This is a genomic window from Streptomyces barkulensis, from assembly GCF_002843305.1.
Taxonomy (GTDB): domain Bacteria; phylum Actinomycetota; class Actinomycetes; order Streptomycetales; family Streptomycetaceae; genus Streptomyces; species Streptomyces barkulensis.
The window spans coordinates 68,619-83,462 of the sequence record NZ_PGSG01000006.1 but is presented as its reverse complement, the minus strand read 5'-3'; the positions used below and the strand labels follow the sequence as shown (position 1 = coordinate 83,462).

Genomic DNA, 14,844 nt, shown 5'->3' with positions numbered 1-14,844 from the left:
ATGGCCAGCACCAAGATGCCCATGGCCAAGGCGCTCAACGAGTCGCTGCGCAAGGCCCTGGAGACCGACCCCAAGGTCCTGATCATGGGTGAGGACGTCGGCAAGCTCGGCGGCGTCTTCCGTATCACCGACGGCCTGCAGAAGGACTTCGGCGAGGGGCGGGTCATCGACACCCCGCTGGCCGAGTCCGGCATCGTCGGCACCGCGATCGGCATGGCCCTGCGCGGCTACCGGCCGGTGGTGGAGATCCAGTTCGACGGGTTCGTCTTCCCCGCCTACGACCAGATCGTCACCCAGCTCGCGAAGATGCACGCCCGCGCGCTGGGCAAGGTCAAGCTGCCGGTCGTCATCCGCATCCCCTACGGTGGCGGCATCGGCGCGGTGGAGCACCACAGCGAGTCGCCCGAGGCGCTGTTCGCGCACGTGGCGGGCCTGAAGTGCGTCTCGCCGTCCAACGCCTCGGACGCGTACTGGATGATGCAGCAGGCGATCGCCTCCGACGACCCGGTGATCTTCTTCGAGCCCAAGCGCCGCTACTGGGACAAGGGCGAGGTCGATGTCGAGGCCATCCCCGGACCGCTGCACAGGGCGGTCGTGGCCCGCGAGGGCACCGACCTGACGCTGGCGGCCTACGGGCCGATGGTGAAGACCTGCCTGGAGGCCGCCGCGGCGGCCGAGGAGGAGGGCAGGTCACTGGAGGTGCTGGACCTGCGGTCGATGTCCCCGGTCGACTTCGACGCGATCCAGGCGTCGGTGGAGAGGACCCGCCGCCTGGTGGTGGTCCACGAGGCGCCGGTCTTCCTGGGCACGGGCTCGGAGATCGCCGCCCGGATCACCGAGCGGTGCTTCTACCACCTGGAGGCGCCGGTGCTGCGGGTGGGCGGGTTCCACGCGCCGTATCCGCCGGCCAGGCTGGAGGACGAGTACCTGCCGAACCTGGACCGGGTGCTCGATGCCGTCGACCGCGCGCTGGCGTACTGAGAGTAGGGGCTGAGGAGAGTCGTGACGATGACTGATACGGCTGCCGCCGGGGCCGCTGCCCAGCGCATCCGCGAGTTCAGGATGCCGGACGTGGGCGAGGGCCTGACCGAGGCCGAGATCCTCAAGTGGTACGTGGGGCCCGGTGACACGGTGACCGACGGCCAGGTGGTGTGCGAGGTGGAGACGGCCAAGGCGGCCGTCGAACTGCCCATCCCGTACAACGGCGTGGTGCACGAGCTGCACTTCGAAGAGGGCGTCACCGTGGACGTGGGCACCCCGATCATCACGGTGGACACCGACCCGTCGGCGGGACCGGCCGCCCCCGCCGGAGCACCGGCCGCCGGGGAGGCCGCGCCCGCGGCTCCCGCCGCGGCCGAGCCGGCCGGGCCGGAGGCGGCCGCGGAGGAGGAGGGCGCCAAGCGCCAGCCGGTGCTGGTGGGCTACGGCGTCGGCACCGCCTCGACCAAGCGGCGTCCGCGCAAGCAGCAGAACCACGTGCGGGACGCGCAGGCCGCCGTCCAGGCCGAGATGGACGCCACCACCACGCCCCCGGCCGCGGCGCCCGCCGTCGAGGAGGCCGAGCGTTCCCCGCAGCGCCCGCTGGCCAAGCCGCCGGTGCGCAAGCTCGCCAAGGACCTGGGCGTGGACCTGGCCGCGATCGTGCCGACCGGCCCGAACGGGATCATCACCCGCGAGGACGTGCACGCCGCCGCGGCCCCGGCGCCCTCGCACGAGGCCGCCGCCGTGACCGGGACCGCCCCGGAGGCGGCTCCCGAGGCGGCCCCCGCTCCGGCCGAGGTCCCGGCTCCGGCGGTGTGGAGCACCGGCGAGCGCGAGCGCCGGGTGCCGATCAAGGGCGTGCGCAAGGCGACCGCCCAGGCGATGGTCTCCAGCGCCTTCACCGCGCCGCACGTCACGGAGTTCATCACCGTCGACGTCACCCGCACGATGAAGCTGGTGCAGGAGCTCAAGCAGGACCCGGACATGGCGGGCCTGCGGGTCAACCCGCTGCTGCTGGTGGCCAAGGCGCTCCTGGTCGCCATCCGGCGCAATCCGGAGGTCAACGCCGCCTGGGACGGGGCCAGCCAGGAGATCGTCCACAAGGAGTACGTGAACCTGGGCATCGCCGCGGCCACCCCGCGCGGTCTGATCGTGCCGAACATCAAGGACGCGCACGCCAAGACCCTGCCGGAGCTGGCGCGGGCGCTGGGCGAGCTGGTCGCCACCGCCAGGGAGGGGAAGACCTCCCCGGCGGACATGTCCGGCGGCACGGTCACGATCACCAACGTCGGCGTCTTCGGCGTCGACACCGGCACCCCGATCCTCAACCCCGGGGAGTCGGCGATCCTGGCCTTCGGCGCGGTCAAGCTCCAGCCGTGGGTCCACAAGGGCAAGGTCAAGCCGCGCCAGGTCACCACTCTGGCGCTCTCCTTCGACCACCGTCTGGTCGACGGCGAGCTGGGCTCCAAGGTGCTGGCCGACATCGCGGCCGTCCTGGAGCACCCCAAGCGCCTGATCACCTGGGCCTGATCACCTGGGCCTGATCACCTGGGCCTGACGGCCTGACGGCCTGACGGGCCGTCCGGCCCGGCGGACCATGGCGGGGCCCGGCGCACGCACCGTGCGCCGGGCCCCGCCGCATGTCCGGCCCACCTCGTCCGGCCCACCCCCTCCGGCCCTGCCCGCCCCTGCCGCCGTCCCGTATGACGGACGGGGGTGGGTACGCATACCTGTTGTATCTATGGTGTGTCCATGCCTTCCCAGCCCTCCCCGGCCACCTCCCCGCCCCCGAACCCGGCGCCGCCCGCGGCCGAACGTGTCTACACCCACGTCAAACAGGCGGTCCTGGAGCGCCGCTACGAGGGCGGCACCCTGCTCACCGAGGGCGAGCTGGCCAGTGCGGTCGGGGTCTCCCGCACCCCCGTGCGGGAGGCGCTGCTGCGCCTGGAGGCCGAGGGACTGCTCAGGCTCTACCCCAAGAAGGGCGCGCTCGTCCTGCCCGTCTCCGTCCAGGAGATCGGCGACGTCGTCGAGACCAGGCTGCTGGTCGAGGAGCACGCCGTGCGCAAGGTCACCCCCGCGCCGCGCGACCTGCTGGACCGGCTCGGCGAACTCCTGGAGCAGCAGCGGCGCCAGGCCGAGACCGGCGACCTGGCGGCGGTGGCCGCCACCGACCGCTGCTTCCACGCCACCGTGGTCGGGGCGGCCGGCAACCGGATCCTGGAGCGCCTGTACGACCAGCTCCGCGACCGCCAGCTGCGCATGGGCGTCGCCGTGATGCACTCCCACCCCGACCGCATCGCCAAGAACATCACCGAGCACACCGAGATCCTGCGCGCACTGCGCACGGGGGACGCGGAGGCCGCCGCCGAGGCGGTGCGCGGCCACGTCGGCTCCGTGCGGCACCTGCTGCGCGGTGAGGTCCGGTGAGCGGCGGGAACCCGCCCGGAGCGCCGGCCTCCGGAACACCGGCCCCCGGAGTGCGGCTCGGCGGCCCGCGGGCCGCCTTCGTGTGGGGCCTGGGCGTCGCCGTCTACTTCACCGCCATCACCTACCGCACCGGCCTGGGCGTCGCGGGCATCGACGCCGCCGACCGCTTCCACATCAACGCCTCGGCCCTGTCGACCTTCTCCATCCTCCAGCTCCTGGTCTACGCCGGGATGCAGATACCCGTCGGCCTGCTGGTGGACCGCTGGGGCACCAGGAAAGTCCTGCTCCTGGGCATCGTGCTGTTCACCACCGGCCAGTTCGCCTTCGCCCTCTCCGGCTCGTACGCCATGGCGCTGGCCGCCCGCGCGCTGCTGGGCTGCGGTGACGCCATGACGTTCATCAGCGTGCTGCGGCTGGGCTCCAACTGGTTCCCGCCCCGCCGCGGTCCGCTGATCGCCCAGGTGGCGGCGCTGTTCGGGATGGCGGGCAACCTGCTGACCACACTGGTCCTGGCGCGTCTGCTGGCCGCCTTCGGCTGGACGCCGACCTTCGCGGGCAGCGCCGGGCTGGGCGTGCTGGTCCTGGTGCTCGTCCTGCTCTTCCTCCGGGACCGGCCCGAGGGCGCCCCCACTCCCGCCTCCGCCACCGCGCCCGGGCGGGGGCCGGGGCGCGAACCCGGCTACGTACGCCGCCAGCTCGCCGAGGCGTGGCGCGAGCCGGGCACCCGGCTGGGCATGTGGGTGCACTTCACCACCCAGTTCCCCGGCATGGTCTTCCTGCTGCTGTGGGGGATGCCGTTCCTCGTCGAGGCGCAGGGCCGCACCCGCGCCGAGGCCGGCACCCTGCTGACCGCGGTGGTGCTCTCCAACATGGCCATCGGCCTGGTCTACGGCCAGGTCATAGCCCGGCACCACAGAGCGCGGGCGCCGATCGCGCTCGGCACGGTGCTGGCAACGGCCGCCGTCTGGGCGATGGTGCTGTGCTGGCCGGGGCGGGCGCCGCTGTGGGCGCTGGTCCTGCTGTGCGTGGTGCTCGGCGCCTGCGGTCCGGGCTCGATGATCGGCTTCGACTTCGCCCGCCCCGCCAATCCGCCCGAGCGGCAGGGCACGGCGTCGGGCATCGTCAACATCGGCGGCTTCACGGCGTCCATGGCCACCCTGCTGGCGGTGGGCGTCCTGCTGGACGCGACCGGCGACGACTACCGGATCGCGTTCGCCTCCGTCTTCGTCCTCCAGGCGCTGGGCACCGCCCAGATCCTCCGGCTGCGCGGCCGGGCGCACCGCCGCGAGCGCGAGCGGGTGGTGGCCAGCCGCGTCGAGGCGGTGCACGTGCCGGTCTGAGACGGGCCGCGGCCCAGGCCCCGGGACCCGCTGACCGGAGCGGGGCGGAGTGGGACGGGGCGGAGCGGGACGGGGCGGGGCGGGGTCAGGGCGTGACGGCGAAGTGCGCGAGGATCGCGTCCGCGAGGGCCTGGTCGCCCTCGATCTTGAGGTTCTCGCGCACCGCCGCGGGCCGCACCCGCCCGCAGGCCAGCCGCAGATACGTCTCCCAGTCCGTCGCCAGCGTGGCCGCCGGCCCCAGCGAGACGCTGGCGTCCACCGTGCCCCGGCCCTCGGCGTCCACGCGCACGGTCCGCATGAACTCCACCGGCCCGCTCACATCGATGACGACCGCCGAGTTCGGCGGCGCCCCGGCGTCCTCGGCGACCACCTTGGGCAGTCCGTGCAGCAGCACGTCCCGGGCCACGTGGGCGCCGGGGGAGTCGAGGTTGCCCGGCCTGTCCAGCGCCCGCCGCAGGTCCTGCTCGTGCACCCACACGTCGAACGCCCGCAGCCGCAGCGCCCACTCCAGGGTCATCTCCCGGCCGAGCGGGGTCATCACCATCGTCGACGGGTCGCGCTTCTCGTTCCGCAGCTGGCGGGAGCGGCGGATGACCGTGTACTCCAGCTCGCTGGTCATCTCCGGGGCGGTGTGGCAGCGCCGCACGTCCACCTGGACCTCGACGCGGCGGCTGACCTCGTCCTTCACATGGAACAGGTCCCGCGGCAGCGTGTGGATGGGGCGGGGGTCGCCCAGCATCTCGCACTCCGACCCGATGACATGGGAGACGATGTCGCGGACCGACCAACCCGGGCACTCGGTCGCGCGGTTCCACTCGCCCTCGGCCAGCGGGGAGACCAGCTCGGATATCGCCTCGATGGAGTGGGCCCAGGCGTCGGCGTAGGGCTGAAGGCTAGGGTGGTCGGTCAACGGGACCCCTCGGATACGTGCTGAATACGTGTGGATGGTGTGGGTTCGCGGACTGGGTGCTCTCAAGTTACGCTGCGAGCGAGCAGCCTGACAGGCCTTTCGGGTGACGATCGTAGGCTGCTTTCGACCGGCTTTCGACCGGCGTTTGGCCCCCTCGAACCCATGGACGGTGGTACGGTGCGCGCCTCCCTCATTCAGATCGGCGTGGACGAGGACGAAACGGTCGAAACGCGCCGCGCGCGGGCCGCCTCGCTCGTACGCGAGCAGACCGCCTCCGACCTGGTCGTCCTGCCCGAGCTGTGGACGGTCGGAGCCTTCGCCTTCGACTCCTTCGAGGCCGGCGCCGAGCCGCTGGACGGGCCCACCGCACGGGCCATGTCCGAGGCGGCCCGCGAGGCGCGCGTCTGGCTGCACGCCGGGTCCGTGGTGGAACGCGCCGAGCACGCCGGCGGCCCCGGCGCAACGGGGGTGGGAACGGCCCTGTACAACACCTCCCTGGTCTTCTCCCCCGACGGGGAGCGGGTCGCGGTGTACCGCAAGATCCACCGCTTCGGCTTCGACCGGGGCGAGGCCACCCTGATGTCCGCCGGCGCCGAGCCGGTCACCGTCGATCTGCCCGGCATCACCCTGGGCCTGGCCACCTGCTACGACCTGCGCTTCCCCGAACTGTTCCGCGCACTGACCGACGCCGGCGCCCGGGCGCTGGTGATCCCGGCGGGCTGGCCCGCCCGCCGCGCCTCCCACTGGTCCCTGCTGGCCCGCGCCCGCGCCGTGGAGAACCAGGCGTACGTCCTGGCCTGCGGCACCGCGGGCGCCCACGCGGGCGTGCCCCAGGCGGGCCGCAGCGCGATCATCGACCCCTGGGGCGAGACGCTGGCCGAGGCGCCGGACGCCGGTGAGCGGGTCGTCACCGCCGAGCTGGACCCGGCGTACGTCGACAAGGTCCGCGAGGACTTCCCCGTCCTGCGGGACCGGGTGCTGCGCTGAGCGCGCGAGCCCCCGCCGTCCGCCGTCCGCCGCCCGTCGTCCGCCGCTGCCGTCCCCGCCCCTGCCCCCGGAGGCGTTGAGTAGCCGTACTCATGCGGACGCCGCCGGGCCGCGCCACCGTGGTGGCCATGACCACACCAGTCCAGCGGCCCACCACCGCCGCGTTCTTCGTGCAGGCCGCCGCCTCCTTCGCGCTCTCGCTGCTCGCCGTGGGCCTCGGTGTCGCCTACATGCCGATGGGGCCGTGGGAGCGCGGCTTCCTGGCGGTCGGCGTCCTCTTCCTGATCTCCTCCACCTTCACGCTGGCCAAGTGCGTGCGGGACCGGCAGGAGATGCAGGAGGTGACCACCCGCGTGGACAAGGCCCGGCTGGACAAGCTGATCACCGAGCACGACCCGTTCGACCCCAAGAACATCTGAGCCCCGCTCCGGCCCAGCACCGCAGCGGTGGTGGGGCATGGAGGACGGGGCTGGGCCTCCGGGGGCACGGGTGGATCGCCGTGCCGTGCTCGCCCGGGCGGCGGTGCCGCGTTCCCCGCGCCCCGCCCACACCACCGGTGTGGTGGTCCGCGACCGTCGCGCTCCCCTCCGGCCCGTGCTCTTCCGGGAATTCCTCCCGGCGGCCGCCGACTGGTGGAAGAACGGGGGCTCAGGGGCGGGCGGTCCCGTAACCGCGCACGCCGAGCAGACCGATCGCACCGAGAGCGGTGGCCACCGCGGCGGTCACCAGCGTCACACCGGCCGGGTAGGGAACCGCGGGGTCGAGGGAGTTCCAGACGGCTGCCGCGATGACCCCCACGGTGAGTCCCGATCCCACCACGGCTCCGTATCCCAGCAGGAATTCACGCCCGGCGATCTCCCGCACCCGGTTCCTGGTCAGTCCGATCGCGATCAGCAACCGTGCGTCACGCCGGCCGGCGGCGCTCCGGTCGACGACTCCGATCGCGAGCGTGCAGAACACCAGTGAGACCAGTACGGCCAGTCCGCCGAAGATCCAGGCGACGAGTTTCGATTCCCGAGTCGCCAGATCATCCTCGGAGAGCACAGTCAGTGCGACGGGTTGCCGCAGAGCGGCGGTACGCAGTTCGAGTTCGAAGGCAGGGCTCCGCGCTCCCAACACCAGCAATGAGTCGGTCTTGGTGAGTTCCTCCCGCAGCGGCGGCGGACGCAGCTTCGGGTCGAGGGGCATCGGCAGGCCGGCGATGCGCCGCAGACGCTCCGCAGCGGCGGGGCGCAGCGTCCCGGGACGTGAACACGCTTCGTCACCGAGTACGGAGCCGAGGTCCGAACAGGCTGCGGACAGCCGGGCCGAGGGCTCGGCATTGGCGGTGGCCGATTCGACGATGTGAATCCGGGCGGCCACAGTGCCGGGCACCTGGCCTGTGAACTTCTCTATGTCGAGCCGGTCGAGTGCACCCCGGAGGACGACGGACTCCACCCGCTCATCCCGCGGCGCCGGCGGGTCGGCCTGGCGGGCGCTGGCCATCCAGGCCGCGACCACCGGCACGACCACGAGCAGTGCGGCGATCCCGTACAGCGGTTTGACGGCGGACCGCGGATCGTACTGAAGCCTGCGTCCGGCCATCATCCTCACCGGATCGGCCGATGTGTCGGCCAGCCGGGCCGCCAGCAGCCGGGCGACGACAGGCAGGGCGAGAGGCACTCCGGCGGCCAGCAGAACGGTGCCGGACAGGGCGCTGACCGCCGCGGCGTGTCCTTCCCGCAGCGAAGCCGCCACCAGCAGACCGGCTCCCGCGGCGGCCGGAGCAAGCCGGAGCGCGCGCAGCGCCGGCCGTCCGGCACGCGGCCGCGGCGACTGCCGGTCGCGCCGGGTACGGCGGATCTGGTCTGTAACCAGGGAAAGGCCGGCGAACAGCACGAGAACAGCGGCGGAGACCGACAGGACAAGCCAGTACGGCGGTACCAGCGCGCCGGCGGCTATGGGACGACCGACCAAGGGGAGAGCGTCCGGCAGCGGGCCGACGGCACACCACAGAGCGGCTCCGGCCACCACCCCCGGACCCGTCGTCAGCAGAGACTCGTAACCCAGCAGCCGCCTGCGCCAGCGCCCAGGCAGCCCGATGGCACCCAGCAGGGCCATGCGCTGTGCCCGCAGCGGTGCCGACACGGCCGTCCCGGTCATGGCGAGCAACAGCAGAGGAACGCCGACGAAGCCGCCGACGGCGAGTGCCATGGCCGGGACGTCGATCTCCGTATCGTCGCCGATGGGCATGCCGCGTCCTTCGCGTGCCCCACCGAATCCGGTGGCCTCGAGGATGTCCGCGCCCATCTCCCCGCCGCTGGGCATGAGCCGGTAGGCCAGGAGCTCACCAGGGTGCAGGACTCCCTCGTCGGCGAGCACGGAGGCGCCGGGGAAGCGCTCGGCCAGCCGCGGCTCCCCGGCGGCCAGTGAGGCCAGCCCGGGGGACACGTACCAGCCGCCGGGCCGGGGCCACTCCTTCATCCCGGGTGGAAGCGCGCGCGGGTCGCGGTCGTCCAGCGGGTCCAGCCAAACGACGGGGAACTGTTCCCGTTCCCAGGTATCCGTCCGGAGGTTGACTCGCACCAGAGGGCGGGTCCCCTCGTCCGCCAGCCGCACTGCACGTGCGTCGAACCGTTCCCGTTCCTCCATCAGGGAATACACCACCGCGGTGGCGAACAGGGAGACCACCGTGGTGATCACGGCGACCGCGGTGAGCAGCACCAGTCGCAGCCGCTGCTCGCGGTGAGCCCCCCACGCCAGCCGTACCGCCATACGGCGGGTGGCCGAAGCCGCGTTCACGGGCGTCGCCCCCCGTCGGCCGGCAGGGCGTCCGGCAGAAGGTCCAAGGATTCCAGTACACCGCCGCGCAGTCTTGTACTCCGGTCCATCGACGCCGCGACGGACGCGTCATGCGTTGCCACGACGAGTGCCGCGCCACGCCGGCGGCAGGCATCCAGCAGTACTCCGGTCACCAGCCGGACGTTCTCCTCGTCGAGTGATCCGGTGGGCTCGTCCGCCAGCACCAGGGCCGGCTCGCACACCAGCGCCCGAGCGATGGCCGCACGCTGTGTCTCACCTCCGGACAACTCCTCCGGAGCGCGGTCGCCGTAGCCGTCGAGACCGACGAGGGAGAGCAGTTCCGCCGCTCGCTCCCGCGCATCGGCGTACCCGGCGAAAAGCGCAGGCAGGGCCACGTTGTCGACGACGCTCAACTCGGGCATCAGTTCGCCGAACTGGAAGACCATTCCGATGTGGGAGAGCCGGTGCCCCGCCGTCTCGTCGTCGGACGTTTCACCGATGTTCCGTCCGGCGACGACCACCGTGCCGCTCTGTGGGCGCACCAGTCCGGCCGCGCAGTTGAGCAGTGTCGTCTTGCCGCTGCCGGACGGTCCGACGATCGCCACGGCCTCGCCTGCCCGGACGCTTAAATTCACTCCTCTCAGCAGAACGCGGCGGGGGAGTTCCACCGTGATTTCCCTCATGTTGAGCAGAGGGTCCATGTTCTCGGTCCGCTCTTTCACGTGCTTCTCCTGTATGCCGGTTCACTTCCCTTCCACGGGAAAACGGCACGGTCGGGGACGGAACGGCCGGTCCGCGCCCGTGCGAGCGGTGACAGGAGCACGGACCGGCCGGACATCGGATCAGTAAGACTGCCAGTTGCCGCACGCGTCCGGCCACAGCGAGCGGTACTCGCAGGTCTTGTGCTTGAGCACCTTCCCGGCCCCGTTGCCCTCGCTGGCGCAGACGCCGTTGTTGCCGTCGGAGTCCTTGACGTCACGCTTGGTGCCATCGTTGACGTTGTAGTACTCGCCCTTGACGGGGGTGGAGTCGCTCTCCTGATCGCAAGCGGTCATTCTCTCGCGGCTCTGGCTGTCGTACGAGTAGTCGTTGCCGTTGTAACTCGTCAACGCGGTGGCTGCTGTGGGTGCTCCGAAGAAGAGCGCACCGGCGGAGAAAACCGCTATGCCCAGCTTTCCGAAACGCATATTTCCCCCAAGTGTCTGATTTCGAGAACTTGATCGGACACCGAAGATGCTCATGGGGGGGGGAAGCGTTGACGCAAGGGATTTCTGGCGACGGATGTGCCGGACCGCTGGAAACGCGCCAGGACAGGCGGGTGGTGTCGTGGGCTCCGTTCGTGGGGCTGGAGGCCGGTTCGCCGGGCGGCAATTGCCGCCCGAACTGGCCGAACGACTTGTCGATCGGCCTGCGGAGTGGCACCGGTGGTTACGTCCTGGAGTCGGAGCACCGGCCGACGAGCTTGATCACTCTGTCCTGTTCGGGGCGGTGGGTTCCGGACGGAACATGGCCGAGGCGTGACGGCGGGGCGAGATGTGGCCGCGGAGTGTTGGGGCGGATATCCCGGACCTCCACAGCCACATTCCTTCCGTCCTTCTCCGGCCTCCGGCCGGATTCGTCCGGGTCTGTCCCGGAGTCCCGGACGTGCGGCGCCTCGCCCGGAACTGGTTCGGCAGGTCGGTGGCCCTTCGGCGAGGATCGGAGGGTGACACGGGCGCGGGTGCGGATACGAGTAGGGCTGTGGTGGGCCCTCAGGGCCCTGCGGCGCCGGTGGGGCGGGGAGGCGCGGGGCGGTGCGGGACGCACCGCCTGGACGCGGGGCCGCGTCCCCGCCGCGCTCGCCGTGCTCACGGCCGGGGCCGCGGCGTTCCACTCCCTGGTGCCGGGCGCCGTACTCGGTCTGGGCAGCCTGCTGGAGTCCTTCCTGCCGTGGCTCGGTCTCGCAGTCCTCCCGCTGCTGGCCGCGGCGCTGGTGCGCCGCTCGGCCCTCGCCCTGGTGGCGCTGGCGCTGCCGTCGGCGGTCTGGCTCGCCCTCTTCCACGACGCCCTCCTGCCTCCCGGGGGTGAGGACGCCGCCGGCGCCGCCCGTACCGCCCTCCTCACGGCCGTCCAGCACAACGCGAGCGACGAGAACCGCGACCCGGCCGCCACCGCGCGGGCCCTGGCCGCCGCCGGCCCCGACATCGTCGCGCTGCAGGAGCTGACCCCCGCCGCTCTGCCCGCCTACGGCGAGGCGCTGGCGCGGGAGTACCCCCACCGCGCGGTGGCCGGGACCGTCGGCCTGTGGTCCAGGCACCCCCTGACCGGCACCCGTCCGCTGGACATCCGTCCCGCGGACCTCGGCCCGGACTGGAATCGCGGGGTGCGCACCGCGGTGCGCACCCCGCACGGCGACATCGCCGTGCACGTGGTGCATCTGCCCTCGGTCCGCGTCCGCGCGACCGGTTTCGACACCGAGTGGCGGGACGAGAGCGCCGCACTGCTGGGGGAGGAACTGCGCGCGGAGGAACTGCCCCGCGTGATCGTGCTGGGCGACTTCAACGGCACCCTGGACGACCGGGGGCTCGACCCCGTCCTGAGCGGTGTGGACTCCACCGGCCGGGAGGCGGCGGACGGCTTCTCCTTCAGCTGGCCCACGGCCTTCCCCGTCGCCCGGATCGACCACGTCATGGCCCGCGGCGCTGCCGTCACCCGTCTGTGGACCCTTTCCGCCACCGGCAGCGACCACCTACCGGTCGCGGCCCGGATCGCGCTCCCGGCCGCGTAGGGCGTCCGCGCGGCGGAGGGGAACGGCGGCGGGAACGGCAGCGGGAACGGTTGCGGGAACGGCTGTGGGGCGGCGGCGGGAAACATACGCGCGAGTGGTCTAGACAACCGACCGGCGCGTGGCTACGGTGCGCTAGGTCTAGACCAATATCCATCGGTCTGGCGCCGCCCAGTCGCACCTCGTCGCATGTCCGGAAAGCTCGCGGACCCCCCACTCCCCAGGAGCACACCATGCGAAGGAAGACCACCACCGCCCCGGCCGCCCCCCTGGTCCTCCTGGACGGGAGCCGCGACCACGTCGTCGGACTCTTCCGCGCCGTCGTCGGTTTCCTCTTCGCCTGCCACGGCGCGGCCACCCTCTTCGAGGTGCTCGGCGGCCCGCACGGCGGCCGCGTCCCGGACATCGGCCAGTGGCCCTCCTGGTGGGCCGCGGTCATCCAGCTCGCCGGCGGCCTCCTGGTGGCGCTGGGCCTGTTCACCCGGACCGCGGCGGTGGTCTGCTCCGGCTCGATGGCCTACGCGTACTTCGTCGTGCACCAGCCCAAGGGCCTGTTCCCCATCGAGAACGGCGGTGAGCCCTCCGCGCTGTTCTGCTGGGCCTTCCTGCTCATAGCCGCCCTCGGCCCCGGCCGCTGGTCGCTGGACACCCTCCGCGCGGGCCGCGGGGAGCCGCGCGAGGACACGCGCGGGGCATTGACACACTGGAAGGCATGAACGATGCCGCCCCGGCGCCCACCCCCGCGCCCGCGCCCCGCCGACGTGCCCGTGTCCGTGCCCCCGAGCTGGTGGGCAAGGGCGGCTGGCTGAACACCGGCGGCAAGGAGCTGACCCTCGCCGACCTGCGGGGACGCATCACCGTCCTCGACTTCTGGACCTTCTGCTGTGTCAACTGCCTGCACGTCATCGACGAGCTGCGCGAGCTGGAGGGGCGCCACGGCGACACCGTGGTGGTCGTCGGCGTCCACTCGCCCAAGTTCGTCCACGAGGCCGAGCACCGGGCCGTTGTCGACGCCGTCGAGCGCTACGGGGTCCACCACCCCGTCCTGGACGACCCCGAGCTGGCGACCTGGAAGCAGTACGCGGTGCGCGCCTGGCCCACGCTCGTCGTCATCGACCCCGAGGGGTACGTCGTCGCCCAGCACGCGGGCGAGGGCCACGTCCACGCCATCGAGAAGCTGGTGACGGAGCTGGAGGCCGAGCACGAGGCCAGGGGGACGCTGCGGCGCGGTGACGGCCCCTACGTGTCGCCGGAGCCGGAGCCGACCGACCTGCGCTTCCCCGGCAAGGCGCTTGTCCTGCCCTCGGGCAACCTGCTGGTCACCGACACCACCCGGCACCAGCTGGTGGAGCTGGAGCCGGACGGCGAGACGGTGGTGCGGCGCATCGGCGAGGGGACGCGCGGGCCGGCCGACGGGCCGGGGGAGAAGGCCCGCTTCAGCGAGCCGCAGGGTCTGGCCCTGCTCCCGGACGGCAGGGTGGCCGTCGCCGACACCGTCAACCACGCGCTGCGGGCCTGGGATCCGGCCGGCGGCGAGGTCACCACGCTCGCCGGCACGGGCCGCCAGTGGTGGCAGGGCTCGCCGACGGCAGGGCCCGCGCACGAGGTGGACCTGTCCTCGCCGTGGGACGTTGCCTGGTGGGAGGGCCGGCTGTGGATCGCGATGGCGGGCGTCCACCAGCTGTGGGCGTACGACCCGGAGGCGGGGACGGTCGCGGTCGCGGCGGGCACCACCAACGAGGGCCTGGTGGACGGCCCGGCCGGCCAGGCGTGGTTCGCGCAGCCGTCCGGGCTCGCGGCGGCCGGGGACCGGCTGTGGATCGCCGACTCCGAGACCTCGGCGCTGCGCTGGGTCGAACGCGCCGCGGACGGTGAGGGCGCCGCGGACGGTGAGGGCGACGGTGACGGCGGCGAGAACGGCGGCGGATACGTGCTGCGCACGGCGGTCGGCACCGGCCTGTTCGACTTCGGCCACCGCGACGGGGCGGCCGGCCAGGCGCTGCTCCAGCACCCGCTGGGTGTCACCGCGCTGCCCGACGGATCGGTGGCGGTCTGCGACACCTACAACCACGCCCTGCGCCGCTACGACCCGGCGAGCGGCGAGGTCACCACGCTCGCCACGGATCTGCGCGAGCCGTCCGACGCCGTCCTGGTGGAGGACGACATCGTGGTCGTGGAGTCCGCCCGTCACCGGCTGACCCGGCTGCGGCTGCCCGAGGAGGCGGTGCGGGTCGAGTCCGTCGCCCACCGCACCCGGCGTGAGGCGACCGAGGTGGCGCCGGGGGCGCTCCGGCTGGACGTGGTCTTCCAGGCCCCGCCCGGCCAGAAGCTCGACACCCGCTACGGCCCCTCCACCCGGCTGCTGGTCAGCTCCACGCCGCCGGAGCTGCTGGCGGACGGCGCGGGCCAGGGCACCGACCTGAGCCGGGAGCTGGTGCTCGCCGACGGTGTCGCCGAGGGTGTGCTGCACGTCTCGGCGATGGCCGCCTCCTGCGACGACGACCCAGCCAACGAGTATCCGGCCTGCCACGTCCACCAGCAGGACTGGGGCGTTCCCGTGCGCGTCGTGGCGGACGGCGTCTCCCGGCTGCCGCTGGTGCTGGCGGGGCTGGACGACGGGGCGGCCCGGGAGGGTTAGGCGTTCCGCACCG

13 protein-coding genes are annotated in these 14,844 nt (G+C 72.8%); 9 read left to right on the top strand and 4 right to left on the bottom strand.

What is annotated here, in order from left to right:
* The 4 genes from CUT83_RS00805 (at window position 1) to CUT83_RS00790 (ending at window position 4,751) form a co-directional block, all read left to right on the top strand.
* Complete coding sequence (locus tag CUT83_RS00805) at window positions 1-981, top strand: alpha-ketoacid dehydrogenase subunit beta (RefSeq protein WP_101253940.1); 981 nt, start codon at window positions 1-3, stop codon at window positions 979-981.
* A gap of 27 nt (window positions 982-1,008) precedes the next feature.
* A complete protein-coding gene (locus tag CUT83_RS00800; protein ID WP_101253939.1) occupies window positions 1,009-2,511 on the top strand; it encodes a dihydrolipoamide acetyltransferase family protein in 1,503 nt (500 codons plus the stop codon).
* 222 nt (window positions 2,512-2,733) lie between these two features.
* The gene (locus CUT83_RS00795; RefSeq protein ID WP_101253938.1) at window positions 2,734-3,411 is read left to right on the top strand and encodes a GntR family transcriptional regulator; all 678 of its coding nucleotides are present in this window, start codon (window positions 2,734-2,736) and stop codon (window positions 3,409-3,411) included.
* Window positions 3,408-4,751 carry an MFS transporter gene (locus tag CUT83_RS00790; protein WP_420882446.1) on the top strand — a complete coding sequence of 448 codons (1,344 nt, stop codon included), beginning with the start codon at window positions 3,408-3,410 and terminating at the stop codon, window positions 4,749-4,751. Before CUT83_RS00795 ends, CUT83_RS00790 begins: the two co-directional genes overlap by 4 nt.
* 85 nt (window positions 4,752-4,836) lie before the next feature.
* Here the strand turns inward: CUT83_RS00790 and CUT83_RS00785 are convergent, their stop codons facing one another.
* Window positions 4,837-5,661 (bottom strand): maleylpyruvate isomerase family mycothiol-dependent enzyme, encoded by an 825-nt coding sequence (locus CUT83_RS00785; RefSeq protein WP_101253937.1) that lies wholly within the window; start codon window positions 5,659-5,661, stop codon window positions 4,837-4,839.
* Between the two features lie 177 nt (window positions 5,662-5,838).
* Here CUT83_RS00785 and CUT83_RS00780 point away from each other — a divergent pair, with 177 nt between their 5' ends.
* Both CUT83_RS00780 and CUT83_RS00775 read left to right on the top strand, forming a co-directional pair.
* Window positions 5,839-6,648, top strand: a complete 810-nt coding sequence (locus tag CUT83_RS00780) for a carbon-nitrogen family hydrolase (protein ID WP_101253936.1) — start codon at window positions 5,839-5,841, stop codon at window positions 6,646-6,648.
* A gap of 128 nt (window positions 6,649-6,776) precedes the next feature.
* Entirely contained in the window at window positions 6,777-7,067 is a 291-nt protein-coding gene (locus tag CUT83_RS00775; protein WP_093851049.1) for a YiaA/YiaB family inner membrane protein, read from the top strand.
* Between the two features lie 229 nt (window positions 7,068-7,296).
* On the opposite strand, the gene CUT83_RS00770 is transcribed toward CUT83_RS00775, so the two are convergent.
* The 3 genes from CUT83_RS00770 to CUT83_RS00760 all read right to left on the bottom strand — a co-directional run bounded on the left by CUT83_RS00770 (window position 7,297) and on the right by CUT83_RS00760 (window position 10,538).
* On the bottom strand, window positions 7,297-9,429 hold the full coding sequence (locus CUT83_RS00770) for an ABC transporter permease family protein (RefSeq protein WP_143688453.1): 2,133 nt from the start codon (window positions 9,427-9,429) through the stop codon (window positions 7,297-7,299).
* Window positions 9,426-10,151, bottom strand: a complete 726-nt coding sequence (locus tag CUT83_RS00765) for an ABC transporter ATP-binding protein (protein ID WP_240958101.1) — start codon at window positions 10,149-10,151, stop codon at window positions 9,426-9,428. Before CUT83_RS00765 ends, CUT83_RS00770 begins: the two co-directional genes overlap by 4 nt.
* A 120-nt stretch (window positions 10,152-10,271) precedes the next feature.
* Window positions 10,272-10,538 carry a hypothetical protein gene (locus CUT83_RS00760; protein ID WP_093850981.1) on the bottom strand — a complete coding sequence of 89 codons (267 nt, stop codon included), beginning with the start codon at window positions 10,536-10,538 and terminating at the stop codon, window positions 10,272-10,274.
* Between the two features lie 596 nt (window positions 10,539-11,134).
* On the opposite strand from CUT83_RS00760, the gene CUT83_RS00755 reads away from it, so the two are divergent.
* The 3 genes from CUT83_RS00755 (at window position 11,135) to CUT83_RS00745 (ending at window position 14,831) form a co-directional block, all read left to right on the top strand.
* On the top strand, window positions 11,135-12,196 hold the full coding sequence (locus CUT83_RS00755; RefSeq protein ID WP_439144989.1) for an endonuclease/exonuclease/phosphatase family protein: 1,062 nt from the start codon (window positions 11,135-11,137) through the stop codon (window positions 12,194-12,196).
* Between the two features lie 230 nt (window positions 12,197-12,426).
* Window positions 12,427-12,909 carry a DoxX family protein gene (locus CUT83_RS00750; protein WP_101253934.1) on the top strand — a complete coding sequence of 161 codons (483 nt, stop codon included), beginning with the start codon at window positions 12,427-12,429 and terminating at the stop codon, window positions 12,907-12,909.
* Complete coding sequence (locus CUT83_RS00745) at window positions 12,906-14,831, top strand: NHL domain-containing thioredoxin family protein (protein WP_101253933.1); 1,926 nt, start codon at window positions 12,906-12,908, stop codon at window positions 14,829-14,831. Before CUT83_RS00750 ends, CUT83_RS00745 begins: the two co-directional genes overlap by 4 nt.
* Window positions 14,832-14,844 lie beyond the last annotated feature (13 nt).